This is a genomic window from Nitratireductor sp. L15S-10 (assembly GCF_045011005.1).
GTDB lineage: Bacteria > Pseudomonadota > Alphaproteobacteria > Rhizobiales > Rhizobiaceae > Nitratireductor.
In genome coordinates, this window is record NZ_CP120676.1 from 158,640 (window position 1) to 185,259 (window position 26,620).

A 26,620-nucleotide genomic window follows, 5' to 3' on the forward strand; every position below is an offset into this window, starting at 1 on the left:
CGGATCAGCCAAGCCTCTGGCTGGTCTCCGCGTCGAAGAGATGGGCCTTGGCCGCCTGAACGCCAAGGCGCACCGTGTCGCCCGCGCGAATGTGGACGCGATCACGAAGCTGCGCCGAGACGATCTGTTCTCCGACTCGAACCTGAACGAGGGTTTCAGACCCTGTCGGCTCGACATTGGTCGCAACGGCCTCGAACCCTTCGCCATCAGCTGCCAGGTGCAGATGCTCTGGACGGATGCCGTAGATCACCTTGCCGGCGGCAGGTGATGTGCCTTCAAGCGGCAGTTCCGCGCCACTTTCAACACGGACGCTCTTGCCACCATTGGTAAGGAGGCCCGGCAGAAGGTTCATTGAGGGAGAGCCGATGAAGCTTGCTACAAAGGTGTTGTTCGGTCGGTCGTAAAGGTCAAGTGGCGCGCCAACCTGCTCCACGATACCGTCGCGCATGACAACGATGCGGTCGGCCATGGTCATGGCCTCGATCTGGTCATGCGTGACATAGACCGTGGTGGTCTTCAGCCGCGCGTGAATGTCCTTCAGTTCGGCACGCATCTGCACACGCAGCTTCGCGTCGAGGTTGGAAAGCGGCTCGTCGAAGAGAAAGACCTGCGGATTGCGCACGATGGCGCGCCCCATGGCGACGCGCTGGCGTTGACCGCCGGAGAGCTGGCGCGGGTAGCGGTCGAGATAGTCTGACAGGCCGAGAATGCCGGCGGCCTCGCGCACCCGCTGGTCGATCTCGTCTTTCGGCCGCTTGGCGAGCCTGAGCGAGAAGCCCATGTTCTCGGCAATCGTCATGTGCGGATAGAGCGCGTAGTTCTGGAACACCATGGCGATGTCGCGGTGCTTGGGCTCCACATCGTTGATGACGCGCCCGCCAATGCTGATTGTGCCGTCGGAAATATCCTCAAGCCCGGCGATCATGCGCAACAGGGTGGACTTGCCGCAGCCGGAAGGGCCGACCAGAACCACGAACGCGCCATCCGGCACGTCGACGGTTACGCCCTTGATGGTTTCGAGCTGTCCGTAGAATTTGCGGACATCCTGGATATCGACTGAAGCCATGGTTACCTCGAGGCGTAAGCGGGGTGAGACGTTGAAAGAGCCTCCGCAACGCGGACCGCAGCAAGGAGGCTCAGACCGGTGTGATATCCGGGGTCGAGATCGGGCGTGGCGGGCACATAGTCCGTTGGGCCATCCGCCGTGCGGGTCTGGTAGGCGATGGCCGGCGCACCGCGCCAGTAATGGTCAAAGAATGCGCTGTCCGCCTCTTGCCAGACCGCCAGGCTGTCGGCGCTGCCGGTCAGCTGGTGGCAGAGCGCGGCGGTGCGGATCGTTTCCGGCAATGACCACCAGGGCCGGTAGGGGCTGAGCTTTTCGCCGGACGAAACCGAGACGGTGAGATGCAGACCGCATTCGGCAAAGCTCGCCCGGAAGGAAGAGATCAGAATGCGCTCCAGCGTGGCCACCAGCGGCGGGTTCCTGCGAACCGGCGCGTGGTCTAGCGCAAAGCCTGCAAACTCGATGCCGTGCCCGACATTGCACTCATCGCCCCCTGGCACATTGCGCAGCAATCCGGTTTTCTCGTCCAGATGGTTCTCGATGACATAATCGATGAAACGCTGCGCATAGGCGGTGTGATCTGAAAGGCCACAGCGTTCCACCATGCCGGCAGCGCCGAGCAGGATCATGCGCGGGCCAAAATCGTCCGGTTCGCTGGCGAGCGCTTCGCCCCCCAGAGGCTTCTCCTCGCTCATCTGGAAGCGGCCATCCTCGATTGCGGCAATCACATCGGCGAGATAGCGCAGATACCCGGGCAGTTCTTCAGGCGCATAGCGTGCGGCTGCCGCCACCAGCCCCTTGGCGGCGAAAGCATCGGAATAGGTGAACACGTCTCCTGCCGGCTCCTGAGCAGTCACCGCGCCATCGCGGTCCGCGCGAACAGGGCAAAGCCCGGCATCATAGCGGAAATAGACATGGCCATCGCGCGCCTGTAGTTCCTTGATGCGCGCGAAGAGCGAGCGCCCGGCCTCATCGAGCCGCCGAGACAGCGCCGCATCGCGCGTCTCGAAGAAAGCCGCATGGCTGACCAGCGCTTCGAGTCCACGCCCCTGAATCCAGCCATAGGTGTAGTCGGGCCCGCGCAGACCGTCGGCCTCGCCATAATCGGCAAGCGTCAGGCTGTTGACCTTGGTGTTCAGGAAGCCCGCCCCAAGCAGGGGACGATCCAGCATCCACCGGAGCGTGCCGGCATTTGTCGATGCATAGCGGTCGGCGGCCTCTGGAAAGAAGGCGTTATCAGCGGTCATTCCTTCATCCCCGTGCTGGCGACGCCCTGCACAAAATTGCGGCGCAGGATCACGAACAGCGTGATGGACGGCACGAGCACGGCCGCAGACGCTGCGCTCAACCGGCCAAGATCGACCGTGAATCCGGTCTGGAAGAGGGCTAGACCAACCTCGATCGTGTAGCTGTCGCGTGTGGTCATCACGATCATCGGCCAGGCAAACGACGTCCACGCCTGGAAGAAGGCGAGAACGGCGAGCGCGCCGAGCGCGCCGCGCAAGAGCGGCAGGACGATCTTCCAGAAGATCCAGAACTCTCCCGCCCCGTCGATGCGCGCGGCCTCGAGCAGTTCGTCTGGAATGGAATGCATCACGTTCTGACGGATCAGGAAGATGCCGAAACTCATGACCAGATAGCCAAGCAGCAGGCCCCAGAGGGAATTGAGCACACCCAGCGCCTGGGCCTGGAAATAGAGCGGGATCATATAGACCTCGAACGGCACGATGGCCGTGGCGAGGATCAGGATGAAGATGATGTTGAGCGAGCGAAACGGAAACTTGGCCAGCACATAACCGGCGATTGCCGAGGTCATGACAATCGCCACCATGGAAAGGGTGGAGAACGCGACGCTGTTGAAAATCCACAGCGGCAGAGGCGTGTCTGCCAGCACCGAGCGGAAATTTTCGAGCGTCGGATCGGTGGGGATGATGCGTGGCGGCCAGGCGACGATCTCCTCAGGCGTCTTGAAGGCGTTCGAGACGAGAAACACCAGCGGTAGGATCATCAGGATCGAGAAGCAGAAAAGGAACACATCGATGGCGAAATCGATGAGTTTGCCCCGCGTTTTCATGCGCCCGCCGGCTTTCGGGCGTGGTGTGGAAGCGGCTATCGTCTGTGTCATTTCCGCCCCTTTTCCCGAAGAATACCGAACTGGATGAGAGTCAGCACGAGAACAATGGCCAGAAGCACCACGGCTTCGGAGGCCGCATAGCCGACACGGTAGTTGCGGAAGCTGTTTTCGAGCATGTCGAGCACCAGAACCCGAACCTGTCTGCCGGGTGCGCCCTGCGAATCCGATGCAAGCACGAAGGCCTGCGCATAGACATTGAAGCCCGAGATCAGCGTGACAACTGAAACATAGAGCGTAATCGGCTTCAGCATCGGCACCGAGACATGCCAGAAACGCTGCACGCCGGACGCGCCATCAAGCTTGGCAGCCTCGAAGAGAGAGACCGGAAGGTTCTTGAAGCCGACAAGATAGATCAGAACGGCATAACCGAGCGCCTGCCAGGAACACAGAACGATAATGCAGATCACCGAAAGAACGGGATCGAAAAGCCATGCCTGCGCCGGGATGCCGAAGAATTCCAGCAGGGCGTTGAGTGGGCCGAGCTTGGCGTCGAAAATCCATTTCCAGGCCATCGCCGCCGGCACCAGTGAGACGACATGCGGGATGAAGACCGAAGTTTCGTAGAACCCGGAAAAACGCGAATGCGTGCGGTGGTGGATGAGCCCGGCGATCACCATGGCGGTGGGCACCGTGAGAATGACCACGCCGAAAGCAATGATCGACGTGTTTGTCAGGGCGTTCAGGAAGAGCTGGTCCTGAAACAGCTCGCGGAAATTCGCCAGGCCGATGAACGGTTTGTTCTTCGACAGGATGTTCCACTGATGCAGGCTCAGCCGCAGTGTCTCGACGATCGGGTACATGCGCACCCAGGCAAAGATCGCCAGCGTCGGTAGGATCGCCAGAATGGCAAAGCGCCATCGCTTTTGTTGCAGCATTTTGTTCCCGTCCGCCTGAAGTCACTGGCCGGAAACGGCGCGGGCGCCGTTTCCGGATGAGGGTATCGATGAAACGCCTACTCGGCGAGGAGGCCTTCGCGTTTCAGGATGTTGTTGGTCTCTTCGGCAGCCTTTGCGAGCATCGCATCGATCGCGGCGTCGTCTTCGGCCAGCGCGGCGTCACCATAGGCGTTGGTGAGCTGGGCGGCGAGCCGCGTCAGCACCTCTTCGATCGGCCCGATGGCCGGCAGGGTGAAGAACTTGTAGCCGTCCGGATAGTCGACGAATGCGCCATAGGCGGGAACCTTTTCCGTGACGACGCTGTAGTCGACGCCAGAACGGTTGGGCAGCCAGCCGACATTGTCCAGAAGCCAGACCAGGTTCTCCGGTTCGTTGGCGGCCTGCACATAGGCCCATGCGGCCTCTGCATCTTCACCCTCGACGGAGTTCACATAGAGGTTGGCCGGCAGGGCGATGGAGCCGACCGGCAGCGGTGCGGTTGCATAGTTCAGGTCGGGCGCCTTGGCAGCGATGTCGGCGATAACCCAGGATTCGCGAATGAACATGGCCGTCTGGCCGCGCTCGAAAGCCTCGGCGTCTGCCGGCATTTCAGGCGTTACGGTCTTCAGGACATGCACGTTCTCCAGATACTGCTTGAGGGCCTTGCGACCGGCCTCATTGGCGTAGTTTGCCTTCCATTTGCCCTCACTCACCTCTTCGATGACCGAGCCGCCATACTGGAACAGGTTGATCCAGAACTTTTCTGCAATACCCTGACCACCGCCCGAAAGGCGCAGGCTCCAGCCCGAGACAGTCGCCTTGCCGTCAGCGTCGCGCTGGGTCAGCTTCTCGGCATAATCCGTATAGGCTTCCATGGTCTGGGGCGGTTCTTTGAGCCCCGCGGCCTCGAACATGTCGACATTGTAGAAAAGCGCGCCCTGACCACGGAAAAGCGGAACGCCATAAACGGTGCCGTTCTTGGAAGCAGCATCGACGAAGAATTCGCCGAAATTATCGCTGTTGGTGACGAAATTCGCTACGGCTTCCGGCGCTGCCGGGAGCAGGTCGTTTTCAATGTAGCGGCTGGCTGTGGAGCCCGCGAGCTCGATCACAGTCACGCCGGCGGAGCCGGAGGTGAGGCCGAGCGCAATGCGCTTCTCATGTTCGCGCAGGGCAATCGCTTCAACATTGACCTTGAGGTCGGGATATTTTTCCTTCAGCCCTTCCGCCACATGTTCATAGAATGGCGCCATTTCGGGGTAGCCGCTCCAGACATTGATGGTCTGGGCGAATGCGGAGCCGGAGATCGCGGTGATCGCGGCCCCCAGTGACAGCGCCGCCACCCGAGCCGTGAAGCTCGAGCTGCCGGATTTTGTGTTGCTGGACCTGTACGCTCTCATCTTTCGTTCTCCCTTTCGACGTGAGCAGACTGCAATTTCGTTCCCAATGAAAAACTGCCATGCAACCGGTTGCGCGTCAAGCCGGCATCCTTCTGCACTGGTATGGCCGCCCCGCATTTCGCGAAGGCGTCGCCTGGTCTCCCTCTATTCCCTGCCGGGCTTCGTTTTTTTGAGAAGCGCAACACCAGCCGCAGTGAGTGCCTCTGCGCAACCGGGTGCGAAACTCGCCGGCTGGCCGTAATAGCGGTGCGCTTCATCCACCTCATATCCGCCGAAAGCAAATTCCTCTGACGGCGGAATATAGCCGGGATTGTCCTCCGCAAACCCGGCGATGAAGGCCGGGCGCTCGCCGCATGCAGCCCGCAGGCTGAGCGCGGTCGCCGCAAAGATCTCTCCGGGCAGGCCAAAGATTGGCAATCCGCCCCAGTCGAGCAGGGAGACACGGCCCGACAGAGCGTTGGCTGGCTCAAGCGCAATGGTCTCGGCCCAGTGAATCCAGGCCTCGAGCAGCGCTGCCTGCGCGGGTTCAGCCCCTGCGCGCTCAGCGCGCCACCGCGCTGCCAGTTCCGCCGGCGTCTCCGTCTCACGGCGCTTGAATGGTAGGGCAACCTCAGCTTCCAGCGCCGTCACATCCCCGCCAAGTGGCAGCTCCGGTGCATCCATTGCCGCTTTTGCGATTTTCTCGCCAATCCGCTTGGCGGCGGCAAAGCTGCGGTCCGGGTTTGCGGCAAGACTGACCGACGCATGGGCGCTGTGACCCGTGTTCACGTCGCCCACGCATCCGGTAACAAACAGGGCGGTGGCGCCAAGATGCGCGGTCTCAAGCGCCCGGCGCACATAATGCGGGTAGTCGGCGGTCCACAGCCTGTTGTCTGCACCGAGCACCACGGGGTGGCAGGCATAGCCCGTCATCAAGGCGATCATGCCGCCATTCTCGTCGCGCACACGCAAGAGCGGCAGGGTGCGGTCCACCGGACCGTCCGGGTGGCGGCGATTGCGCGCAATGTCCGGGTCGGATCCGAGCCCGACCGAGAGCGTTGCAGGCCTTTGCGCGGCGACCGCCTGATCGATGGCTTCGACACAGGCATCTTCCAGTCTTTGCAGATAGGCCTCGTCGGTCTCAATCGTCAGGCGTCCGGCCATGGAAACGGGGCCGCCATGATTGTGCAGGGCGCTGATGATGACATTGGTCTCGGGGAGGGCGCAGCGGCGGCGGATGCGTGCGCTCATGTCTCCGTGCAGGCCGATCACATCGGCAACCACCATCGCCGTATCGTTGACAGCCAGCGCACGCACCGTCAGCGGGTCATGTGCGCCAGTGGCCGGCAGGGTGCGGGCGGCAAAGCCGGAAAGCGGCAAGCCCGCGGGCGGGGTGATGTCTACCGTGGCGACGCCTGCGCGGATCATGCGGAAAACACCTCTTCGCCGTGAACAAGCGTGGTCTTCAGCTCAAAGGAGCCGGTTTTCCCGTCAATTGAAAACCGGATGAGATCGGCCGGCGCATCCAGCTTCATCACGCCCCGCCCATCGACAAACGCGCCGGGATTGGCCGTGGCGAGCCTTAGCGCCTGCGCCAGCGAAAGCCCGGCCATGCGCATGGCAATCGCAACGTTCTCAATCAGGGGCAGGCCGGCTCCGGCCAGATAAGGTGTCCCGGCAATGCCCACGCGCCCGTCGGCGCACACTTCGACATCGCCGCCAATCGGCTGCCGGTAGATGCCGGGCTCCATGCCGGCCAGCGCCACGCTATCGGAAACCAAAAGGGCGCGTTCCAGCCCCTTGGCGCGCAGCATGGTCTTGAACGTGTCGTCCGGCAGGTGATGGCCGTCGGCGATGAGCGTGGCCGTCAGCCGGTCATCGGCGAGCTGCGCCCAGATCAGGTTCGGGTGGCGCGGCAGCAGTGCGGCAGCGCCATTGCCCAGATGTGTCGAGAGCCGTGCGCCGGCCTCGGTAGCGGCATGCACCTGCTCGGGCGTGGCAGAGGAATGCCCAATGGCGACATGAACGCCTTGCGCCGTCACCGCACGGATGAAGGCGGGCGCTTCCTCATATTCAGGCGCAAGGGTCACGAGGCGCACAAGATTGCCGCTTGTCTTTTGCCACGCCTCGAATTCTTCGAGGGAAGGCGGCCTCACATGCTCCGCCGGATGCGCGCCGCGAGGCCCGTCCTCGGGCGCGATGCTCGGCCCTTCCATGTGGACGCCGGGGATCATGCGTGCGCAGAGAGGATCTTCGCGCCGCGCCGTAGCGATGGCGTCAAGCCCATCGAGCAGCCGCTCGCGCGAGCCTGTCACGAGCGTTGGAAGATACGTGGTCACGCCGAGCCCGGTCATGATGCGGGTGAGTTCGCAAACGCGCTTCGGCGTCAGTGCGCCGTCATTCAGGTCGAGGCCTGCATAGCCGTTGACCTGAAGGTCGACCAGACCGGGTGTGAGAAAGGCGCCGTCGTGCGAATCCGTCTCGGTAATGGCCGCGATCCGCCCGTCACGGATCGTGATGGCGATGCCGCCTCCGGTGACGGGATCGCGCCCGGCTATGGTTTTCTCCGTGCTCACAGCGCGCGAACCCGGTCGCGGAAACGGGCCAGAAAACGGGCGTTTGCCTCATCGCCACCCGGTGCATTTCCGCTGCGCCAGACGGGCGGCTCGACACCGCGGTCGAGCAGTTTCGCAACGGTGCGGATCACCAGGCAGTTGAGCGCGAACGCATTGGCAAAAGTGGAGATGGCGGAGATGTTTTCCGTCATGCCCGGCAGGCTGACCACTGCATCGCCGATCGGGACTTTGGTGTCGATGGCGATGTCGACCACGTCATGCAGGTTCTTCTTTTCCGGGTGACGTGCCGGGTGGTCCGGGCTCGTGCTTTCGGCATGTTCGCGCGAGCTGACGCCGATGAGAAATGCCCCACGAGACTTCGCCTCCAGCGCAGCGTCTATCAGAGCTGCATTGATGCCATAGGCGTTTGCGAGGATCAGAACGTCGCCTTCGCCAAGGCGGGCATCGGCAATGACAACGCGGCCATAACCCGGCGTGCGTTCGATTGCCATGGAACGCAAAGCACCGTTGGAAAGCAGCGTGCCTTCATCGAGAATGGCGCTCATATGCATCAGGCCGCCGGCCCGGAAAAACACTTCCTGGCTGGCGAGATTTGAGTGCCCGCCGGGGCCGAAAATGTGCACAAGCCGGTCCGCCTCGATCTGGGAGGCGAGGCATTCGGCGGCCTTGTCCAGCGTGTTACGCTCTTCATCGAGAATGCGCTGCATGAGCGCATGGCTCGTGACCAGATAGTCTGCGCAGATCGCGTCGGCGTTGATCTCAGGCATCGGGGTCGGCCTCTTTGTCCAGATAAAGCGTGCAGTTCTTGTGCTCGCGCAGAATGCTTGCCGGGCAAGCGGTTGTCCGCTCCCCGTGCAGCGTTCCGCGCACAGCGTCCCGCTTGTGAGCACCCGGCACGATGCAGAACAGGCGGTCCGCGCGCAACAGCCTTGGTATGGTGAGCGTCAGTGCGGTGCGCGGCACTGCCTCAAGGCTCTCGAAGCCGCCATCGTCATATTGCTGCTGGCGGCACACGGCGTCGAGTTCGACAAGTTTGACGTCCAGCGGATCCTCAAAATCGGCGATGGGCGGATCGTTGAACGCAATATGGCCGTTGACGCCGATGCCGAGGCACACAAAGTCGATGGGCGCTTCGCTAAGCAGCGCCGCGTAGCGTTGCGCTTCTCTCTCCGGGGCTGCGCCGGGATCGATCCGGTGTGCGGCAGCCAGCGGAAGCGCATCGAAAATATGCCGGTTCAGCCAGTGCGCGAAGCGCTGGGGCGCATCCGGCGCAAGGCCGATGAACTCATCCATGTGAAAGGCGGTCACGCGCGACCAGTCGATGTCGGGTATGGCCCGAAGTTGCTCGATCATCGAAGCCTGGCTGGGCGCGGACGCGAAAATGACGCGCACATTCTCCTGGCTGGCCAGCCGGTCGCGTAGCGCTTCTGCAATATCGGCAGCAGCGGCTGCACCCATCGCATCGCGGTCTGCAAAGGTTTTTACGGTGAGCCTGTCGATCTTGCGGTCAACAAGCGGGGTGGGCTGGAGCGCGGCTTGGCTGTGCTGCAAATCATGTCTCCCAAGAGTGCGCCCGCGAATGGCAGGGCCTTGCGGCAGAGTAGAACAAGAATGCGCGCACTATGCTGTGCAACCGGTTGCATGTCAACCGGTTGCCTGACGCCTCGCGGCGGTGCATCTTGTGGCAAGCAAGCACAGGGTTCGAGGGCAGGCAGTGGCAGCGGAACGCAAGGGCGGCGTCACGATCAGTCAGGTGGCGAAGGAGGCCGGGGTGGCGCGTTCGAGCGTGTCCCGCGCCTACACACGACCCGATATGCTGAGCCCGGAGACCGTTGAACGGATCAAGGCCGCCGCCGGCAAACTGGGTTATGTACCCAATCACACGGCGCGGGCGCTCAGCACCGGGCGCTATGGCAATGTGGCGCTGATCGTGCCGGATGTCGCAAACCCGTTTTTTCCGCCCATGATCCGCGCTGCACAGGTTGAGGCGGATCGCTCCGATTTCTGCGTGTTTCTCGGCAACTCCGACGAAGACCCGGAAAAAGAGGATCAGCTTCTTGGCCGATTCTCAGGGCAGGTGGAGGGAATAATCCTGGCCTCGCCCCGGTTATCGGATGAGCGCATTGCAGCTCATGCGCTTCTGCGCCCTCTGGTTCTGATCAACCGCGATGTGAAGGGCATCCCGAAAGTGCTGATCGACAGTGGCACCGGCATTGCCGAGGCGACGCAGCATCTGGCGGATTTCGGGCACCGCAACATCGTCTATGTCAGCGGCCCATCCACATCCTGGTCAAACAAGCAGCGCCGCGCTGCCGTTCGACAGGCGTCCAAAAACCTTGGTCTCGATCTGAGCTTCGTCTCGGCCAGTGTGCCGAGTTTCGAGGCCGGTTTGCAGGCGGTCGATGCCATCCTCGCAAAGGGCGCGACGGCGGCCATTGCGTTCGACGATGTTACGGCGCAGGGCATTCTGGCCGGCCTCGGGGAGAGAGGCGTCAGTGTGCCTGACGAGTTCTCGGTGGTCGGCTGCGACGATGCGCTGGGGCCGTTGACGGTGCCAAGCCTGACGACCGTCTCGAGCCGGTCCGTAGAAGCCGGGAAACTGGCTGTGTCTCTGCTGATGGAGGTGCTTGGGTCACAGGCGGTGCGAGATGCTTCCTATGTTCTGGAGACGCATCTGATCGTTCGTTCTACCACCGGTCCCGCTCCCGAGCGTGGACGAGGGCAAGGCTGACGTATGATGGTACATGGGCTGGTGTCCAGCAGGAAAAACCTGTGGCGCAGGCCCGGGAACGTTCCCGTGTTCTTCTCTGGAGATGGCATCTCCCATTGAGCCTTCTCGCCACTTGGGCTGTGAATACTGCTCCAGCGTTTGCTGCAGTGGTGTACGCTATGAGGAGCGGCGGGCGCGATGGGGCAGGGGCTGCAGCACCCCGATCAGCCCGTCCATGGTCGGCTGCGATTGCCGGTCGTTGTTGTGCAGGAGGACGGCAAAGCGGCTGACCCGCTCGACCGGTGACGTGACATTGGCCTTGCCGAGGTTCTTGCGGAACTGGGTCAGATCGCATTCCCAATGGCCGAATTGCCTGCGTGCCGCCACCAGATCAGGGCGCTGCAGAATGTTCAACTCCGGGCGCGACGCTCCGGCAGATGCCGCCACAGTTTGATCGCTTGACCGTCGGCCGAGTAGGCGAACTTGTAGATCGTCTCGTGGCTGACCGAGAGCGGTTGACGTTCCAGCCGCATCCTGCCGGCGATCTGTTGCGGCGACCAACCGGCGATGATCCGCTCGATCACGGACTGCCTCAAATGGGCGAAGCGCACGAGCTTGCGCAGCTTGGCGCGACGTTCGCGCGCCGTGTCATGGGCCGCGACGCAATAATAGCGGTTGAGATCAGGAATCTGCGGATCGACGAAGATGTTCCGCCGGACCTCGCGGAAAATCGTTGAACGAAGCTGGCCGAGTTTCGCGGCAATGTGGTCAACGCTAATGCCGGCCATCCGCCAGCGGGCGTTCTTGCGGCTTTTATCCACGGCAATTTGGGAGTAGGTGCGTTTCATGCGTTGTTACCTCTCGCAAGCCGCCCTTCAAACTTGAACCCACCACCCTAAACAGTTGAGTCAGATAATATACATTATGGAACATAAACGGCCTTTGTTGGCTCGCGTTGGGCGATTTCGTCTGATTACAAAATGCAATAGGATTCATCGCAATCCTTTGGGAAGCCACCGGTTGATGTTGCGGGGGGAGCCACCGTGCAGTTGCGATTTCTGGAAACCTTCATTCACCTTGCGAAAGTGCGGAATTTTCGCAAGGTTGCCGATCTTCTGCACACCACCCAGCCAGTCATTTCCTCACGTATCAACGCACTCGAAAATGAGCTGGGCACCAGGCTTTTCGAGCGGTCGAAACGCGGGGTGCAATTGACGAGCGAAGGCCGGGTCCTTCTTCCGCATGCGGAGATGGTGGTGGAACTCACCAATGAAATGAAGTGGCTGGTCAACAAGAACAGAAAGATGACCGGCTCGCTGCGCGTCGGCGTCACGGACACCATCCTGCGCTCCTGGTTCGTTCAGCTCATGGAATGCTTTCGGGAAAAATATCCCGGCGTGAACATCGAGATGCTGTCGTCCACCTCAGCCGATGTCATCCAGTCGCTGCGGGATCATGCGGTTGATGTGGGACTGGCGATGCGGGATGGAAACGACCCCAAGCTCGATTTCGTGCCGCTCGGCTCTTTCCCGGTCGCCTGGGTGGCGAGCCCCAGCGCCTTCCCCATTCGAAGGGCCACGGTGGGCACGCTGCTCGACATGCCGATCCTCAGCTTTCCCAAAAACTCGATCCCCTACAAGACACTGGAGCGCTACCTGAAAATGCACTCCAAGGTGCGGGTCAACGTGCACTCGTCCAACTCCATTGCAACCATTGTGCAGATGGCCGAGGAAGGGCTGGGCATCGCGCCCATGCCGCGCGCGGTGGTGATGAAGGAACTGGCAAGCGGAACGCTGCACGAAATCAGCGTGGATGTGGAATTTCCACCGCTGGAGTTCTTTGCAATCACGGAGGCCTCGCCCCGCAAGACACTCAGGGACGAGTTTGTGGAAATGGCCCGCCAGCAGGCGATTGCCTATTCGAGCCGCTTCCCGGACGACTACCTGATCAACACTGATTGAAAAAATTTATCACAGGAAGCCATATTTTTCATTTGGACTTTTTAAGAAGGCTCTCCGATCCTGTTCCCATAACCAGACAAAAAAGATGGGGAAGGATAATGAACCGTATTCTACGCAATGTTCTGGCCGCAGGCGTGATGACAGCGATCGGCGCTGCCGCAACGGTCTCCGCGCAGGCTGAGACCTGGCGCATGGCGCACAAGATGCCGCCGGACAGCATCGAAGGCGAACTGTTCCAGTTTTTTGCCGACAAAGTGGTCGAGAAGACTGGCGGTGAGGTCGAGATCAAGGTGTTTCCGAACGAGCAGCTTGGTTCCGATGACACTGTTCTCGAGCAGCTCCAGATCGGCACAGTGAATGTCTATCCGGAAGGCACCAGCTATCTCCAGAAATGGGTTCCGGATATCAAGTTCACCTCGGCCCCCTTCCTCTTTGACGACCGCGAGCATTGGGTCCGCTTCATGGAGACCGATCTGGTCAAGGGCTGGTTCAAGCAGATCGAAGACGAAGCCGGCATTGCGCTGATCGGCTCTCCGACCGCCTTCCTGCGTGGCCCTTACCGCGTGATGGTGACCGACAAGCCGTGGACGAACCTGGAAGAAATGCAGGGCACGCGGCTGCGCATGCATCCCGACGAGCTGGCCGCCGCCGCCTGGCGCCATCTGGGTGCAGAGGTTCGCACGCTTGCATGGACGGAAGTCTATGAATCCATCAGCCGCGGCATCGTCGATGCGGTGAACAGCCCGATCGCGCTGGTCCAGCCGATGAAGTTCTACGAGGTTGCGCCACACGTGATCCGTCATGACGAATACCCGCAGGGCATGGCCTTCATGACGAACGCGAAGCGCTGGAACGCCCTTTCCGATGAACTGCGAGCGCAGGTTCTCGACGCGTTTGCCGAAATGGCCGAAGAGTCGGAAAAGCGCATGACTGCTGCGGCGAACAGCGATCTTGAAGCCATGAAGGCGAAGGACGTTGCCTATACGGAGCCGGACACGTCTGATTTCGTTGAGCGCATGCAGAGCTTCTATCAGGAGATGGAGGAAAAGGGTGAACTCCCCGAAGGGTTCCTTGACGCGGTTCGTTCGTCGCGCGCCGAATAGGCATCCTTTGAATTCACATTGATGGGGGAGGTTTTATGCCCGTCCTGGATCGAATCCTGGCCGTTATCGATCGGCTGTTTCTTGTGGGAGCGAATGCGGCATTGTTCGCCATGCTCCTCGTGACCGCACTCAATGTCGCGTCACGCGCATTTCTCGGTCAGGGGGTGGTCTGGGCCTTCCCCATCAGCATCGTCTGCTTCGTGTGGATGAGTTTTCTGGGCTTTTTCGTCGTCTACAGGCAAAACAAGGATATCACCGTCGATTTTCTGCTGAACGCCACTCCGCCCCCGGTGCGCCGCGCCGGGCGGATGCTGGTGGACATTGCCGTTATCGCGCTTCTGCTCATCATCCTGCGCGAAGCGCCGGAGCTGATCCAGCGTCAGGTGGGCAATATCGAGATGGTTGGTATTCAGCGCTATTGGCTGAGTGTCCCCTTCTTCGTTTCCTGCGGGCTCATTGCCCTGCATTTCTTCAGCGACTTCGTCCATGCCATCAAAGGGCATCCGGAGCCTGAGCATCACCATGTCGGCGACATCTAGGATCCGGGTAGAACCATGACCTTGCTACTTTTCGCGGGCTTCGTCGCCCTCATCCTTCTGCGTGTGCCGATCACCATGGCCATCGGCCTGGCGGTGCTCTCTGCCCTCATCTATGCGGGCTTTTCCGACACGCTTTATATCATCCCGCTTCAGGTTCTCGACGGCGTCGACAACCCGTCCCTGCTTGCCATCCCCTTCTTCATCATGGCCGGCAATCTGATGAACGGCGTCGGCATGACCGACCGCATCTTCAACTTCGCCTCCGCGCTTGTTGGTCATATGCGGGCCGGCCTTGCGCAGGTGAACGTTGTCTCGTCGCTGCTCTTTGCCGGTGTCTCCGGCGCGGCGGTGGCCGATTGTGCCGGCCTCGGCACGATCGAGATCAAGGCCATGCGCGAGCGCGGCTATCCCGCTCCCTTCGCGGCGGCTCTCACGGCTGCAAGCGCGGTGGTGGGGCCGATCATCCCGCCATCCATCAGCCTGGTGGTCTATGCGTTTTTGTCCAACACCTCGGTGGCGCGGCTCTTTCTGGCGGGCATCATTCCCGGCATTATCGTCGGCCTGTCGCTGATGGCGTTCAACTATCTCGTTGCGCTCAAACGAGATTTTCCGCGCGAGGAACGCAAGAGCCTGCCGCAGATCGGACGGGCCGCCATCGACGGCATTGCCGCGCTGATTGCGCCGGGCATCATCCTCGTTGCCATCCTCACCGGTTTCACCACGGCCACGGAAGCGGGTGTTCTGGCCTGCGTCTACACCATCGCGCTGGGCTTCGTTTACCGCACCTTCTCCTTTCGCATGCTCTGGCAGGCGCTGACGGAAACGATGACCATCACCAGCGTGATCATGATCATCATCGGTTTCTCGCATGTGATGGGCTGGCTTCTGGCTATCGAGCAGATCCCGCAGCAACTGGCTGATCAGATTCTTTTGTTCACCGAATCGCGCACGGTCTTCCTGTTCCTCCTGCTCGGCTTTCTGCTTCTGGTTGGCTGTTTCGTGGAAGGTGTGCCGGCCAAGCTGATCCTCGTGCCGATGCTTCTGCCGATCATCGACCAGTTCGGCATCGACCGGATTCACTTCGGCCTCATCATCACCCTGGCGCTTTTGATCGGCATTGCCACACCGCCAATGGGCATTGCGCTCTACATCGTCGCGGAGGTGGGCAAGGTGCCGTTTGAGAAAGTGGCGGTGGCGATCCTCCCGTTTCTCGTCCCGCTCATCATTGCCCTGCTCATGATTACCTTCGTGCCCGAGCTGGTGCTCTTCCTCCCCAATCTCGTTCTGGGGCCGGCCTGACGGCCGCCTCAATCAAACTCCAAAGCAAGGGAAATTCATGAAAATCTCCGTCATTCAGATGAACTCGCAGGACGACAAGGCAAAGAACATTGCCGATGCGGAAGCCTTGATCCGCAAGGCCGTTGCCGAGGACAAGTCCGATCTCGTCGTCCTGCCCGAAACCTTCACATATATGGGTGGGACCGTGGAAAGCCGCCGCGCCAATGCGGAGACCTTTCCCGATGGCGAAGCCTACCGCGCCATGTCGGCGCTGGCCGCCGAATTGAAGGTGAACATTCACGCCGGCTCCATGGCCGAGGCGGCGGGCGAAAAATGCTACAACACGACCATCGTGTTCGACCGGCAGGGCAAGGAGATTGCCCGCTACCGCAAGATCCACCTTTTCGATGTGAAGGTTCCCGGCGGCCAGAGCTATCTGGAATCCGACACGATGAAGCGCGGCGAGGACGTGGTTGTCTACGAGCTGGAAGGCGTCAGGATCGGCTGCGCCATCTGCTACGATCTGCGCTTCCCGGAGCTGTTCCGCAAGCTGCGTGACAAGGGCGCCGAGGTGATCGTGCTGCCCGCCGCCTTCACGCTTCAGACCGGCAAGGACCACTGGGAACAGCTTCTGTGCGCCCGCGCCATCGAGACGCAGTCCTATGTGGCCGCATCGGCCCAGATCTTCGGGCATGACGAGGGCAGGAAGCTGTGCTTCGGCCACTCGCTGATCATCGACCCGTGGGGCGTGACCATCGCCAACTGCTCGGATCGCGTCGGCCATGCAAGCGCGACCATCGACACCGGCTATGCCGAGCAGATCCGCCGGTCCATGCCGGTCGCAGACCATCACGTCGTCGCATAAGGAATACGCATATGTACCAGGTCAACTCGATGCCGGAGCAGCTGGCACAGGCCAAGATCGACAAGCTGATGCAGGTGGAGACCGCCACAGTGGGCCACTTTCTGCACGCAAATTTCCTCGACACGGGCATCCGCTCGATGTTGCCGAAGGTGCGGGCTGCCGGCACAGCGGTGACCCTGCGCCTGCCCCATGCCGACAGCACGCTCCTGCATTACGCGATGGACCATATCCGGCCCGGCGATTTCGTGATCATTGACCGTGCCGGCGATACACGCCACGCCTGTTGGGGCGGCGTCATCACCCACACGGCGGCCCGCAAGAAGGCCGCCGGTGCGGTGGTGGACGGGCCGGCGACGGATGTCGCCGATTTCGAGCGTCATGGCTTCCCGATGTGGTGCCGCGGCCCCTCGCCCATCACCACCAAGCTGCTGGGCGTTTCGGGCGAGATGAATATCCCCGTCAGCGTTGGCGGTGTGGTGGTCAATCCGGGCGACGCGGTGCTGGCCGATGAGAATGGCGTGCTGATCCTGTCTCCCGACGAGGTGGACATGGTGGCCGACCGCGCCATCCAGATGCAGGCGCGGGAAGTCGAACTCCTGAAGCGCATCGACGCCGGCGAGAGCCTGCCGACCATCTCCGGCGCGAAGGAGCGCGTTGAGGCAAGCGCCTAGGATCTGGCAGCGGCTCATCCACAAATCATTCCCGTCATCCCGGATAGCCCAGCGGTCGGCCGGGATGACGGGTATGGCCTCTCGATAGAGGAAGAGGGCTTCGAGACATGGCTCGAAGCCCCCTTCCCAAACTTGTTGCCCGGCATCTGACATGGGTGCTTGACAAGAGCGCCCCTCTTCACACACGTTACGGCCTCACCTGGGGGGTCCCGCCAAGGGGCTGAGATTCTGCTGGGCATGGTTTTCCATGCAGCGCAGTGACCCGATGAACCTGATCCAGTTCATACTGGCGTAGGGATGGTGCATGCCTGGCGGGTCGCTGGCTTTTTTGAGCCGAAACCATTTCCATAGCGGAACGTCAGCGCTTTTCCTCCTCTCGGCACGAACTGGGTCTCCATTGCTGACTGAGCAGAGGAGGCTCTGACCCATGGATGCTATCGCTCCGAAAGTGACCACCGGCCCATTGCCGGCGTCGCGCAAGATCTACAAACCCGGCAAGCTTCACCCCGACATTCGCGTGCCCATGCGCGAGATCGCCGTGCACCCGAGCGCCGGCGAGCCGCCAGTGACCGTTTATGATTCCTCCGGCCCCTATTCCGATCCGGATGCGCTGATCGAGATCGAAAAGGGCCTGCCGCGCATCCGCGAGGCCTGGGTGAAGGCCCGCGGCGATGTGGAGGCCTATGAGGGCCGCCATGTGAAACCGGAGGACAATGGCTTCGTTTCCGGCGACCGGCTGACGCCGGAGTTTCCAACGCGCCACCAGCCGCTGCGGGCAAAGGACGGCAAGGCCGTCACGCAGATTGCCTATGCGCGGGCCGGCATCATCACGCCGGAAATGGAATATATCGCCATCCGCGAGAACCTTGGCCGCGAGCAGGCAAGAGCCGCACAGGCGCGTGATGGCGAGAGCTTTGGCGCGGCCATTCCCGATTTCGTGACGCCGGAATTCGTGCGCGACGAGGTGGCGAAGGGCCGGGCGATCATCCCCGCCAACATCAACCACCCGGAAGCCGAGCCGATGATCATCGGCCGCAATTTCCTCGTGAAGATCAACGCCAATATCGGCAACTCCGCCGTCACCTCTTCCATGGCCGAGGAGGTGGACAAGATGGTGTGGGCGACGCGCTGGGGCGGCGATACGGTGATGGACCTTTCCACCGGCCGCAACATCCACAACATCCGTGAATGGATCATTCGAAATTCTCCCGTGCCCATCGGCACCGTGCCGATCTATCAGGCGCTGGAGAAGGTGAACGGCATTGCCGAGGATCTGAACTGGGAGGTCTTTCGCGATACGCTGATCGAGCAGGCAGAACAGGGCGTCGACTATTTCACAATCCATGCGGGTGTGCGGCTCCACTATATCCCGCTGACGGTCGACCGCGTGACGGGCATTGTTTCGCGCGGCGGCTCGATCATGGCCAAGTGGTGCCTGCATCACCACAGGGAGAGTTTCCTCTACGAGCATTTTGAGGAAATCTGCGACATTTGCCGCGCCTATGACGTCTCCTTCTCGCTGGGCGATGGCCTGCGTCCGGGCTCCATCGCCGATGCCAATGACGCCGCGCAGTTTGCCGAGCTGGAGACGCTGGGCGAGCTGACGCAGATCGCCTGGAAGAAGGATTGCCAGGTGATGATCGAGGGCCCCGGCCACGTGCCCATGCACAAGATCAAGGAGAACATGGACAAGCAGCTCGATGTCTGCGGCGAGGCCCCTTTCTATACGCTTGGGCCGCTCACGACCGACATTGCGCCGGGCTATGACCACATCACCAGCGGCATTGGCGCGGCGATGATCGGCTGGTTCGGCACGGCCATGCTCTGCTACGTCACGCCGAAGGAGCATCTGGGCCTGCCCGACCGCGACGATGTGAAGACGGGCGTCATCACCTACAAGATCGCTGCCCATGCGGCCGACCTTGCCAAGGGGCATCCGGCGGCCAAGATCCGCGACGATGCGCTGTCGCGCGCGCGTTTCGAGTTCCGCTGGGAGGACCAGTTTAACCTCTCGCTCGATCCCGAGACTGCGCGGAACTTCCACGACGAAACGCTGCCCAAGGAAGCGCACAAGGTGGCCCATTTCTGCTCCATGTGTGGTCCGAAATTCTGCTCCATGCGCATTTCCCACGACATCCGCGCCGAGGCGCAGAAGGAGGGCATGGCCAAGATGGCGGAGAAGTTCCGCGAGGGCGGCGAACTCTACATGCCGCTGGAAAAGGCGGTCGAGCCCGGGGAGTGATCCATGCATGTCCTTGTTCGTGGGGCCGGCGTCGCCGGCCTCACGCTGGCGCATGAGCTGGTGCGGGCGGGTGTGCGGGTGACGGTGTACGACACCCGCTCCGGCCCGGCGGGCAGCGCCTCGTGGCTGGCGGGCGGCATGCTTGCGCCGTGGTGTGAGCGCGAGAGCGCGGAAGAGCCGGTGCTTACGCTCGGAAAGAGCGCGGCAGACTGGTGGGAGGCCGCCCTTCCCGGCCATGTGCTGCGCAACGGAACACTGGTGGTTGCGCCGGCGCGGGACCGGGCGGAGCTCGACCGCTTTGCCGCGCGCACGTCCGGCCATGAATGGCTGGAGGGCGAGGCCGTGGCCGCACTCGAGCCTGATCTTGAAGGCCGGTTCCGGCGCGGGCTTTTCTTTCGGGGCGAGGCGCATCTCGATCCACGGCTGGCGCTGACGACGCTTGCCGAGGTGTTGAGGAAGGCCGGTGTTCGTTTCGTCTGCGAAATGGAGGTCGAGGCGGACAGGATTGCCGATTGCACGGGCATGGCGGCGGCGGATCCGGAGCTGCGCGGAGTGCGTGGCGAGATGCTTCTCCTCAGAACCGAAGAGATCAGCCTGTCACGCCCGGTGCGGCTGCTTCATCCGCGCATACCGGTCTATATCGTGCCGCGTGCAGATCACCATTTCATGGTGGGCGCGACGATGATCGAAAGCGGGGATGACGGGCCAATCAGCGCCCGCTCGATAATGGAATTGCTCAACGCGGCCTATAGCCTGCATCCGGCCTTTGCCGAGGCAAAGATCGTGGAGACGGGCGCCGGTGTGCGACCCGCTTATCCCGACAATCTCCCGCGCGTGAAGCGCACGCCGGAGGGCGTCCGCGTGAACGGGTTTTACCGCCATGGGTTTCTGCTCTCGCCGGCCATGGCGCGTGAGGCGGCGGCCGTCATCCTGAACGAACGCGTGGAGGTGTTCGATGAAGCTCACGATTAATGGAGAAGCGCGGCAGGTGTCAGCGGCAACGCTGGCCGCCCTGCTCGACGAACTGGATTACGCGCCCGACTTCCTCGCCACCGCGCGCAATGGCGAGGTCGTTCCGGCAGCGGAACGAAGCCGGTGCGCGCTGGAAGATGGCGATCGGATCGAGATCCTTTCGCCCATGCAGGGAGGCTGACATGCTGGAAGTCTATGGCGAAACCCTGTCCTCGCGGTTGCTTCTGGGAACCGCGCAATACCCCTCCCCCGCCATCATGGCGGATGCAGTGCGGGCAAGCGGCTGCGAGATCGTGACTGTGTCGCTGCGCCGCGAGATGGCGGGCAACCGCAGGGGCGGGCAGTTCTGGGAGTTTATCCGCGAGCTCGGTGTGCGGGTGCTGCCCAACACGGCGGGCTGCCATTCGGTGAAGGAGGCGGTGACCACGGCGCAGATGGCGCGCGAGCTTTTCGGCACGAACTGGATCAAGCTCGAGGTGATCGGCCATCACGACACGCTGCAGCCGGATGTGTTCGGTCTTGTAGAAGCAGCGCGCATTTTGAACGATGAAGGTTTCAGGGTCTTTCCCTACACCACCGATGATCTGGTGGTGGGGGAGCGGCTGCTTGAGGCGGGATGCGGGGTTTTGATGCCCTGGTGTGCGCCCATCGGCTCCGCGCGCGGGCCGGTCAATGTGGATGGGCTTCGGGCCATGCGTGGAGCCTTTCACGATATCCCGCTCATTGTGGATGCGGGGCTCGGGCGCCCCTCCCATGCGGCCATGGTGATGGAGCTGGGCTTTGACGCCGTGTTGCTCAATACGGCTGTGGCGAAGGCGGGTGAGCCAGTGGCCATGGCGGCAGCCTTTGCCGGTGCTGTCGAAGCGGGGCGAAAGGCCTTTCTGGCCGGTCCGCTGGAGCCGCGCAATATGGCTGTTCCCTCAACGCCGGTGATCGGCAAGGCAGTGTTTGAATGAAAGTCGATCCCTTCTATTTGATCGTCGACAGTGCGGCGTGGATCGCCCGTCTCGTCCCCCTCGGCGTAAAGCTCGTGCAGTTGCGCATCAAGGAGATGGATGAAGCGGGGCTTCGTGGAGAGATCATCGAGGCAAGGCGCATCTGTGCCGAACACAATTGCCAGCTCATCATCAACGACCACTGGCGGCTGGCCATCGAAACGGGCTGCGATTTCATCCATCTGGGCCAGGAAGATCTGGCGGAAGCCGATATCGATGCAATTCGCACGGCGGGGCTGAAGCTCGGCATCAGCACCCATGACGGGGCGGAACTGCGCACCGCACTCGCCGCGAAGCCCGACTATGTGGCGCTCGGGCCGGTCTATCCAACAATCCTCAAGAAGATGAAATGGGACCCGCAGGGGCTCGACCGGCTGGCTGACTGGCGCAAGCGTGTAAGCGATGTGCCGCTGGTGGCGATTGGCGGGTTGAACCCCGAACGGCTTCCCGGCGTGTTTGCGGCTGGGGCGGATAGTGCTGCCGTGGTGACCGACATCACTCTGAACCCAGATCCGGAAGCGCGCACGCGCGAATGGCTGGCGGCCACCGCGCAATGGCGGTGAACATGGCGCATGTGCTTGTGATTGCCGGTTCGGACTCGTCTGGCGGCGCGGGCATCGCGCGCGATGTCGAGACACTTGCTGCCTTTGGCATTAAAGCCTGCCTCGCGCTCACGGCGGTAACGGTGCAAACGCATGACACGGTAAAGAGTGTCGACCTATGTGCTGCCGATCTGGTGGAAGCACAAATCCGTGCGGCTTTTTCTGCAAACCCTGTTGCGGCCATCAAGATCGGTATGCTTGGAAGCTGCGAAACCGTGAAGTGTGTTGCGGCCGTCTTGCGTGAGCAGGCCCCTCTCCCGGTGGTGCTCGATCCGGTGGTCGCATCATCTTCCGGGCGGGCGCTGCTTTCCGACGATGCCATTGAAACCATGCGCGAAAGCCTGATGCCGCTTTGCACCCTCGTGACGCCCAACCTGCCTGAGCTCGCACTCCTTTCAGGTGGGAGCGAGGCAGACGAGCATCAGCAGGCGCGCGATCTGCTTGAGGGCGGTGTGAAGACGCTGCTCGTGAAAGGCGGGCATGCAGAGGGCCCTCGTGCGGTTGACACGCTGTATCAGGCGGGAGAACCGCCGCTGCGGTTCGAGGGCCCGCGTCTTCCTGGCACGATGCGTGGCACTGGCTGCATGCTGGCCAGCGCCATCGCCGCCGGCCTTGCCCGGGGCGACGGGTTGCAGGCCAGCGTGCGCGCGGCAAAAACCCACTTGTCCGAACGCTGGCTTGCCAACTGACTCCCTGTCAGAGGATTTCTGACAGCTTGACCGCACGACCTTCCTTGATCGACAGCAGCGCCGCATCGGCCAGCGCCAGTGCGCGCAGACCGTCCTCGCCCGAGGGTGACGTCGGCTTGCCCTCGACAATGGCGGCGACGAAGCTGGCAATCTCGGCTGCATAGGCTTCCGTGTAGCGGGTCATGAAGAAATCATGCAGCGGCGGGCGGGTGAAGCCTTGAGCATTGGCAATCTCGATGGAAACGGGCCGCTGGTTTTCCGCCGCGATTGCGCCCTTGGCACCTAGCACCTCGATCCGCTGGTCATAGCCATAGGTGGCGCGGCGCGAATTGGAGATGCTGCATTGCCGCCCCGAGGCGGTGGTGAGGATGACGGAAACGCTGTCGAAATCCCCGGCCTCGCCAATCGCCGGATCGACCAGCACGGAGGCGGTGGCAAACACCGTCTCGGGTTCCTCGCCCAGCAGGAAACGCGCCATGTCGAAATCGTGGATTGTCATATCGCGCAGAATGCCACCCGATGACTTGATATAGCTCACAGGCGGCGGGCCGGGATCGCGCGAGGTGATCTGCACCATCTCGACGGGACCGATGCGCCCTTCGTCGATGGCAGCGCGCACGGCAGCGAAATGCGGGTCGAAGCGGCGGTTGAAACCCACCATCAGAACGGTACCCGTTTCCTTCACCACGCCAAGGCACTGCTTCACGCGGGCAAGGCTTAGATCGACGGGCTTTTCACAGAAAACGGCCTTGCCGGCGCGGGCAAAGCGCTCGATCAGATCCGCATGCGTATCGGTCGGCGTGCAGATGACGACGGCATCAATGCTCCTGTCGGCCTCAATGTCTTCAATGCTGCGAACCGCGCAGCCATAGGCATCGGCAACAGCCTGTGCGGCCTCTGCAAAGGCATCAGCGACGGCGACAAGCTGCGCCTCCGCATTACCGGCAATCGCCTTTGCATGCACCTTGCCGATGCGCCCGGCACCAAGAAGCGCGAAGTTTACGGTCATGTAGGGTCTTTCCGTCTGGAATTTGGAAGTCTTTGTCTCAGATGTAGCTGGCGTTTTCGTGGACACCGGACTGCACACCCGTAATCAGCGAAACCACTTCGTTTCCGTCCGTCTTGTCAGCCTCCAGCATGCCCGCGATGCGGCCGCGCCGGAACACCCAGATCTTGTCGACTAGGTTGAAGACCTGCCTGAGATTGTGGCTGACGAGGATCAGCGGAATGCCGCGTTTCTTCAGGCCGCGAATGATGTTTTCCACCTGGGTCGTTTCCTGCACGCCCAGGGCTGCCGTGGGCTCATCCATAAGGATCAGCTTTGAGGCGAAGCTCGCAGCGCGGCTGATGGCGACACACTGGCGCTGACCGCCGGACATGTTGGCGATGGCGTTGTGCAGGTTGGGGATTTTCACGCCCGTTTTTTCGAGTGCTTCCTGGCTGCGCTGTAGCATTTTCTTCTCGTTCAGGAAGCTGAACGGGCCGAGATTGAAATAGGTCTCCTCCCGGCCGAGAAAAATGTTGGAAGGCACGTCGAGATCGTCGGCAAGAGCGAGATTCTGGAACACGGCCTCGATGCCTGCTTCGCGGGCATCGACGGGACTTTGAAAATCCATTTCCTGTCCATCGAACAGGATCTTGCCAGACGTCGGTCGCTCCACGCCGGTGATCTGTCGCACGAAGGTCGACTTGCCGGCGCCATTGTCGCCGACGATGGCCACGTGTTCGCCGTCGAGAAGCTCGAAATCGGCATCCTCGAGCGCACGCACGCCGCCATAATGCTTGGTCAGCCCCTCGGTTCTGAGGATGACTTTGCGTTCTGCGCCTGCCCGTTTTTCGCCTGTCATGGGTTCCTCCCGGGGTTCAGCGCGACCGTGGCCGCATGCGCTGGCGGTACACATCGGCCACCACGGCGGCGACGATGATCACGCCCTTGATCATTTCCTGATAGTAGGCATCGAGCCGCAGGAAGGTGAAACCGGAGATGATGACGCCGAAGATGACGGCACCGATCAGCGTTCCGACGATAGAGCCGCGTCCGCCGGAAAGCGACACGCCGCCGATAACGGCCATGGCGATGGCGTCGAGTTCGTACATTACGCCCATGCCGGCCTGCGCGGTCAGTCCACGGGCGGCGATCACCATGCCGGCAAGACCGGCGAGAAGGCCCGCAATCGTATAGACCAGAACCAGATGCCGCTCGACATTGATGCCTGACATGCGCGCCGCCTGCTCGTTGGAGCCGATGGCATAGGTGTGCTTGCCATAGACGGTGTATTTGAGCGCCACATGGAACAGCGCCGCGATCGCCAGGAAAATGAAAACCGGGGTCATGCCCTGCCCAAGGGCTGCAAAACTGTCGGTCGGGAAGGAAACCGGCTGGCCCTTCGTGTACCATTTGGCGATGCCGCGCGCCGTCACCATCATGCCGAGCGTGGCGATGAAGGGGGGGATTTTCGTGAAGGCAATCAGCAGACCGTTGATCATGCCGGCCACGATGCCGCAGGCAAGGCCGATGAGTATGGGAATGATGACAGGAAGATCGGTCAGTTCCGGATAAACCGCGCGCGGATAGGTGCTCACCTGAGCGAAGCTCATCGCAATCATCGCCGTGGCGCCGACCACCGAGCCTGATGAAAGATCGATGCCACCGGTGATGATGACCTGCGTCACGCCGATGGCGATGATGCCCACCACCGAAACCTGCAGGATCATGATGGACAGGCGCTGGGTGTTGAACAGGAAGCTCTGCCCCTGAAAGATCCAGCCGAGTATTTCGAAGATAAGTGCGATGCCGACAAGGCCGAGCAACGCATTCAATTCGTGCGAGCGCGGCCGCTTCTGGGGCATTTCCGCGGCGCTGTCGGAAACTGCTTGTGCCTGGTTTGCCATTGTCAATTCCGCCAAGGGGAGCCGGCACGGGCCGGCGGGATGGCGGCGACCCGATGGCCGCCGCCGTCACGTCCGGACATTCAGTTCTTGGTCGTGAACTGATCCATATTGTCCGGCGTCACGAGCTGGAAGGGAATATACACCTTCTGATCGACGTCTTCACCCTTGGCGAGCCTGAGGGCCGCATCGAGCGCGCCCTTGCCCTGCCCTGCCGCGTCCTGGAACACGGTCACGTCGAGATCGCCGGCGGCCATGGCTGCGAGCGCATCCTGCGTGGCATCGACACCGCCGACCAGCATGTCTTCCATCGAGATGTTGGCGGCTTTCATGGCCTGGATGGCGCCAATGGCCATTTCGTCATTGTTGGAGACAACGGCGTCGAACTCCAGCCCGGCGGAAAGCCAGTTGGTCATCAGATCGGTTGCCTCGGTGCGCTGCCAGTTGGCGGTCTGCTCCTCGACGATTTCCATGAAGGAGCATTCATCCGTGGCGATGACGTCATGAACATCCTGGGTGCGCATGCGCGCCGCCTGATTGGAGAGCTCACCCATCAGAACAACGATTTTTGCGCCCTCACCCTTGCCCTTCTCCTTGAGCAGGCGGCAGATTTCCTGCGCTTCCAGCGTGCCGGATTCGCGCTCATCGGAGGCGACAAAGGCCTGATTGTCCGGCAAATCATCAACGTTGACCGGCTCGCGGTTGACGAAGACGAGCGGCACGCCTGCATCGGCCGCCGCCTTGGTCATGGCCACGGTGGCATCCGTGTCGACGGGGTTTACGATGACCGCATCGACGCCCGAAGCGATGAAGTTCTGAATCTGGTTGAGCTGTTTGCCAACGTCGTTCTGCGCGTCCTCCACCTGCAGTTCCACGCCGTCCAGCGTTTCGGCATAGTCAACCATGCCATTGCGCAGGACCGTGAGGAAATTGTCGTCGAACAAGGCCATGGAGACACCAACCGTTTCTGCCATGGCCGAGGTGGACATCAGTGCCGAAACGGCAACGCCCATCATAAGCTTTTTCATCTGAATGCTCCTCCACACGATGGGTGTCCGGCAGCACCCGCTTTGACCG

At 61.8% G+C, this 26,620-nt stretch carries 26 protein-coding genes, 1 pseudogene and 1 riboswitch; of the genes and pseudogenes, 13 read left to right on the plus strand and 14 right to left on the minus strand.

Annotation, left to right across the window (positions count from 1 at the left end; all coding sequences use genetic code 11):
* Positions 1 to 4: 4 nt before the first annotated feature.
* From P2W41_RS20085 to P2W41_RS20125, 9 genes are all read right to left on the minus strand, one after another.
* The gene (locus P2W41_RS20085; protein ID WP_404935064.1) at positions 5 to 1,066 is read right to left on the minus strand and encodes an ABC transporter ATP-binding protein; all 1,062 of its coding nucleotides are present in this window, start codon (positions 1,064 to 1,066) and stop codon (positions 5 to 7) included.
* Between the two features lie 2 nt (positions 1,067 to 1,068).
* Positions 1,069 to 2,310, minus strand: a complete 1,242-nt coding sequence (locus P2W41_RS20090) for a hypothetical protein (protein ID WP_404935065.1) — start codon at positions 2,308 to 2,310, stop codon at positions 1,069 to 1,071.
* Positions 2,307 to 3,137 (minus strand): carbohydrate ABC transporter permease, encoded by an 831-nt coding sequence (locus P2W41_RS20095; RefSeq protein ID WP_404935299.1) that lies wholly within the window; start codon positions 3,135 to 3,137, stop codon positions 2,307 to 2,309. The genes P2W41_RS20090 and P2W41_RS20095 overlap by 4 nt, the downstream gene beginning before the upstream one ends.
* Before the next feature lie 47 nt (positions 3,138 to 3,184).
* Entirely contained in the window at positions 3,185 to 4,072 is an 888-nt protein-coding gene (locus tag P2W41_RS20100; protein ID WP_404935066.1) for a carbohydrate ABC transporter permease, read from the minus strand.
* Positions 4,073 to 4,149: 77 nt separating this feature from the next.
* The gene (locus P2W41_RS20105; RefSeq protein WP_404935067.1) at positions 4,150 to 5,472 is read right to left on the minus strand and encodes an ABC transporter substrate-binding protein; all 1,323 of its coding nucleotides are present in this window, start codon (positions 5,470 to 5,472) and stop codon (positions 4,150 to 4,152) included.
* Positions 5,473 to 5,616: 144 nt separating this feature from the next.
* Complete coding sequence (locus P2W41_RS20110) at positions 5,617 to 6,879, minus strand: neutral/alkaline non-lysosomal ceramidase N-terminal domain-containing protein (protein ID WP_404935068.1); 1,263 nt, start codon at positions 6,877 to 6,879, stop codon at positions 5,617 to 5,619.
* Positions 6,876 to 8,027, minus strand: a complete 1,152-nt coding sequence (locus P2W41_RS20115) for an N-acetylglucosamine-6-phosphate deacetylase (RefSeq protein WP_404935069.1) — start codon at positions 8,025 to 8,027, stop codon at positions 6,876 to 6,878. Before P2W41_RS20115 ends, P2W41_RS20110 begins: the two co-directional genes overlap by 4 nt.
* Entirely contained in the window at positions 8,024 to 8,794 is a 771-nt protein-coding gene (locus tag P2W41_RS20120; protein ID WP_404935070.1) for a sugar isomerase domain-containing protein, read from the minus strand. The genes P2W41_RS20115 and P2W41_RS20120 overlap by 4 nt, the downstream gene beginning before the upstream one ends.
* Entirely contained in the window at positions 8,787 to 9,485 is a 699-nt protein-coding gene (locus P2W41_RS20125; RefSeq protein WP_404935300.1) for a 6-phosphogluconolactonase, read from the minus strand. The genes P2W41_RS20120 and P2W41_RS20125 overlap by 8 nt, the downstream gene beginning before the upstream one ends.
* Before the next feature lie 256 nt (positions 9,486 to 9,741).
* Here P2W41_RS20125 and P2W41_RS20130 point away from each other — a divergent pair, with 256 nt between their 5' ends.
* Entirely contained in the window at positions 9,742 to 10,758 is a 1,017-nt protein-coding gene (locus P2W41_RS20130; RefSeq protein ID WP_404935071.1) for a LacI family DNA-binding transcriptional regulator, read from the plus strand.
* A 162-nt stretch (positions 10,759 to 10,920) separates the two neighbouring features.
* On the opposite strand, the pseudogene P2W41_RS20135 reads toward P2W41_RS20130, so the two are convergent.
* Positions 10,921 to 11,585: pseudogene (locus P2W41_RS20135) on the minus strand (IS30 family transposase); the annotation flags it as partial.
* Between the two features lie 195 nt (positions 11,586 to 11,780).
* On the opposite strand from P2W41_RS20135, the gene P2W41_RS20140 reads away from it, so the two are divergent.
* The 12 genes from P2W41_RS20140 to thiD all read left to right on the plus strand — a co-directional run bounded on the left by P2W41_RS20140 (position 11,781) and on the right by thiD (position 22,654).
* On the plus strand, positions 11,781 to 12,698 hold the full coding sequence (locus P2W41_RS20140) for a LysR family transcriptional regulator (RefSeq protein WP_404935072.1): 918 nt from the start codon (positions 11,781 to 11,783) through the stop codon (positions 12,696 to 12,698).
* 98 nt (positions 12,699 to 12,796) lie between these two features.
* Positions 12,797 to 13,801 (plus strand): TRAP transporter substrate-binding protein, encoded by a 1,005-nt coding sequence (locus P2W41_RS20145; RefSeq protein WP_404935073.1) that lies wholly within the window; start codon positions 12,797 to 12,799, stop codon positions 13,799 to 13,801.
* Between the two features lie 35 nt (positions 13,802 to 13,836).
* Entirely contained in the window at positions 13,837 to 14,340 is a 504-nt protein-coding gene (locus tag P2W41_RS20150) for a TRAP transporter small permease (RefSeq protein ID WP_404935074.1), read from the plus strand.
* 15 nt (positions 14,341 to 14,355) lie between these two features.
* Entirely contained in the window at positions 14,356 to 15,639 is a 1,284-nt protein-coding gene (locus tag P2W41_RS20155; protein ID WP_404935075.1) for a TRAP transporter large permease, read from the plus strand.
* A gap of 37 nt (positions 15,640 to 15,676) precedes the next feature.
* On the plus strand, positions 15,677 to 16,483 hold the full coding sequence (locus P2W41_RS20160) for a carbon-nitrogen hydrolase family protein (protein ID WP_404935076.1): 807 nt from the start codon (positions 15,677 to 15,679) through the stop codon (positions 16,481 to 16,483).
* 11 nt (positions 16,484 to 16,494) lie between these two features.
* A complete protein-coding gene (locus P2W41_RS20165; protein ID WP_336071342.1) occupies positions 16,495 to 17,154 on the plus strand; it encodes an RraA family protein in 660 nt (219 codons plus the stop codon).
* Between the two features lie 190 nt (positions 17,155 to 17,344).
* Positions 17,345 to 17,470: riboswitch (TPP riboswitch) on the plus strand.
* A 111-nt stretch (positions 17,471 to 17,581) separates the two neighbouring features.
* Positions 17,582 to 19,396, plus strand: a complete 1,815-nt coding sequence (thiC, locus tag P2W41_RS20170; protein WP_404935077.1) for a phosphomethylpyrimidine synthase ThiC — start codon at positions 17,582 to 17,584, stop codon at positions 19,394 to 19,396.
* A gap of 3 nt (positions 19,397 to 19,399) precedes the next feature.
* Positions 19,400 to 20,368, plus strand: a complete 969-nt coding sequence (gene thiO, locus P2W41_RS20175; RefSeq protein WP_404935078.1) for a glycine oxidase ThiO — start codon at positions 19,400 to 19,402, stop codon at positions 20,366 to 20,368.
* Positions 20,352 to 20,549, plus strand: a complete 198-nt coding sequence (thiS, locus tag P2W41_RS20180; protein WP_404935079.1) for a sulfur carrier protein ThiS — start codon at positions 20,352 to 20,354, stop codon at positions 20,547 to 20,549. Before thiO ends, thiS begins: the two co-directional genes overlap by 17 nt.
* A gap of 1 nt (position 20,550) precedes the next feature.
* Positions 20,551 to 21,324 carry a thiazole synthase gene (locus tag P2W41_RS20185; protein ID WP_404935080.1) on the plus strand — a complete coding sequence of 258 codons (774 nt, stop codon included), beginning with the start codon at positions 20,551 to 20,553 and terminating at the stop codon, positions 21,322 to 21,324.
* Positions 21,321 to 21,926 carry a thiamine phosphate synthase gene (locus tag P2W41_RS20190; protein ID WP_404935081.1) on the plus strand — a complete coding sequence of 202 codons (606 nt, stop codon included), beginning with the start codon at positions 21,321 to 21,323 and terminating at the stop codon, positions 21,924 to 21,926. The genes P2W41_RS20185 and P2W41_RS20190 overlap by 4 nt, the downstream gene beginning before the upstream one ends.
* Positions 21,896 to 22,654: a bifunctional hydroxymethylpyrimidine kinase/phosphomethylpyrimidine kinase gene (thiD, locus tag P2W41_RS20195; RefSeq protein ID WP_404935082.1), complete on the plus strand. Its 759-nt coding sequence runs from the start codon at positions 21,896 to 21,898 to the stop codon at positions 22,652 to 22,654. The genes P2W41_RS20190 and thiD overlap by 31 nt, the downstream gene beginning before the upstream one ends.
* A gap of 7 nt (positions 22,655 to 22,661) precedes the next feature.
* Here the strand turns inward: thiD and iolG are convergent, their stop codons facing one another.
* From iolG to P2W41_RS20215, 4 genes are all read right to left on the minus strand, one after another.
* Positions 22,662 to 23,663 carry an inositol 2-dehydrogenase gene (iolG, locus tag P2W41_RS20200; protein ID WP_404935083.1) on the minus strand — a complete coding sequence of 334 codons (1,002 nt, stop codon included), beginning with the start codon at positions 23,661 to 23,663 and terminating at the stop codon, positions 22,662 to 22,664.
* A gap of 37 nt (positions 23,664 to 23,700) precedes the next feature.
* Positions 23,701 to 24,501, minus strand: coding sequence for an ATP-binding cassette domain-containing protein (locus P2W41_RS20205; RefSeq protein ID WP_404935084.1), 801 nt, complete (start codon positions 24,499 to 24,501; stop codon positions 23,701 to 23,703).
* A gap of 16 nt (positions 24,502 to 24,517) precedes the next feature.
* On the minus strand, positions 24,518 to 25,504 hold the full coding sequence (locus P2W41_RS20210) for an ABC transporter permease (RefSeq protein WP_171900119.1): 987 nt from the start codon (positions 25,502 to 25,504) through the stop codon (positions 24,518 to 24,520).
* Positions 25,505 to 25,626: 122 nt separating this feature from the next.
* Positions 25,627 to 26,571 carry a sugar ABC transporter substrate-binding protein gene (locus P2W41_RS20215; protein ID WP_229450823.1) on the minus strand — a complete coding sequence of 315 codons (945 nt, stop codon included), beginning with the start codon at positions 26,569 to 26,571 and terminating at the stop codon, positions 25,627 to 25,629.
* Between the last annotated feature and the right edge of the window lie 49 nt (positions 26,572 to 26,620).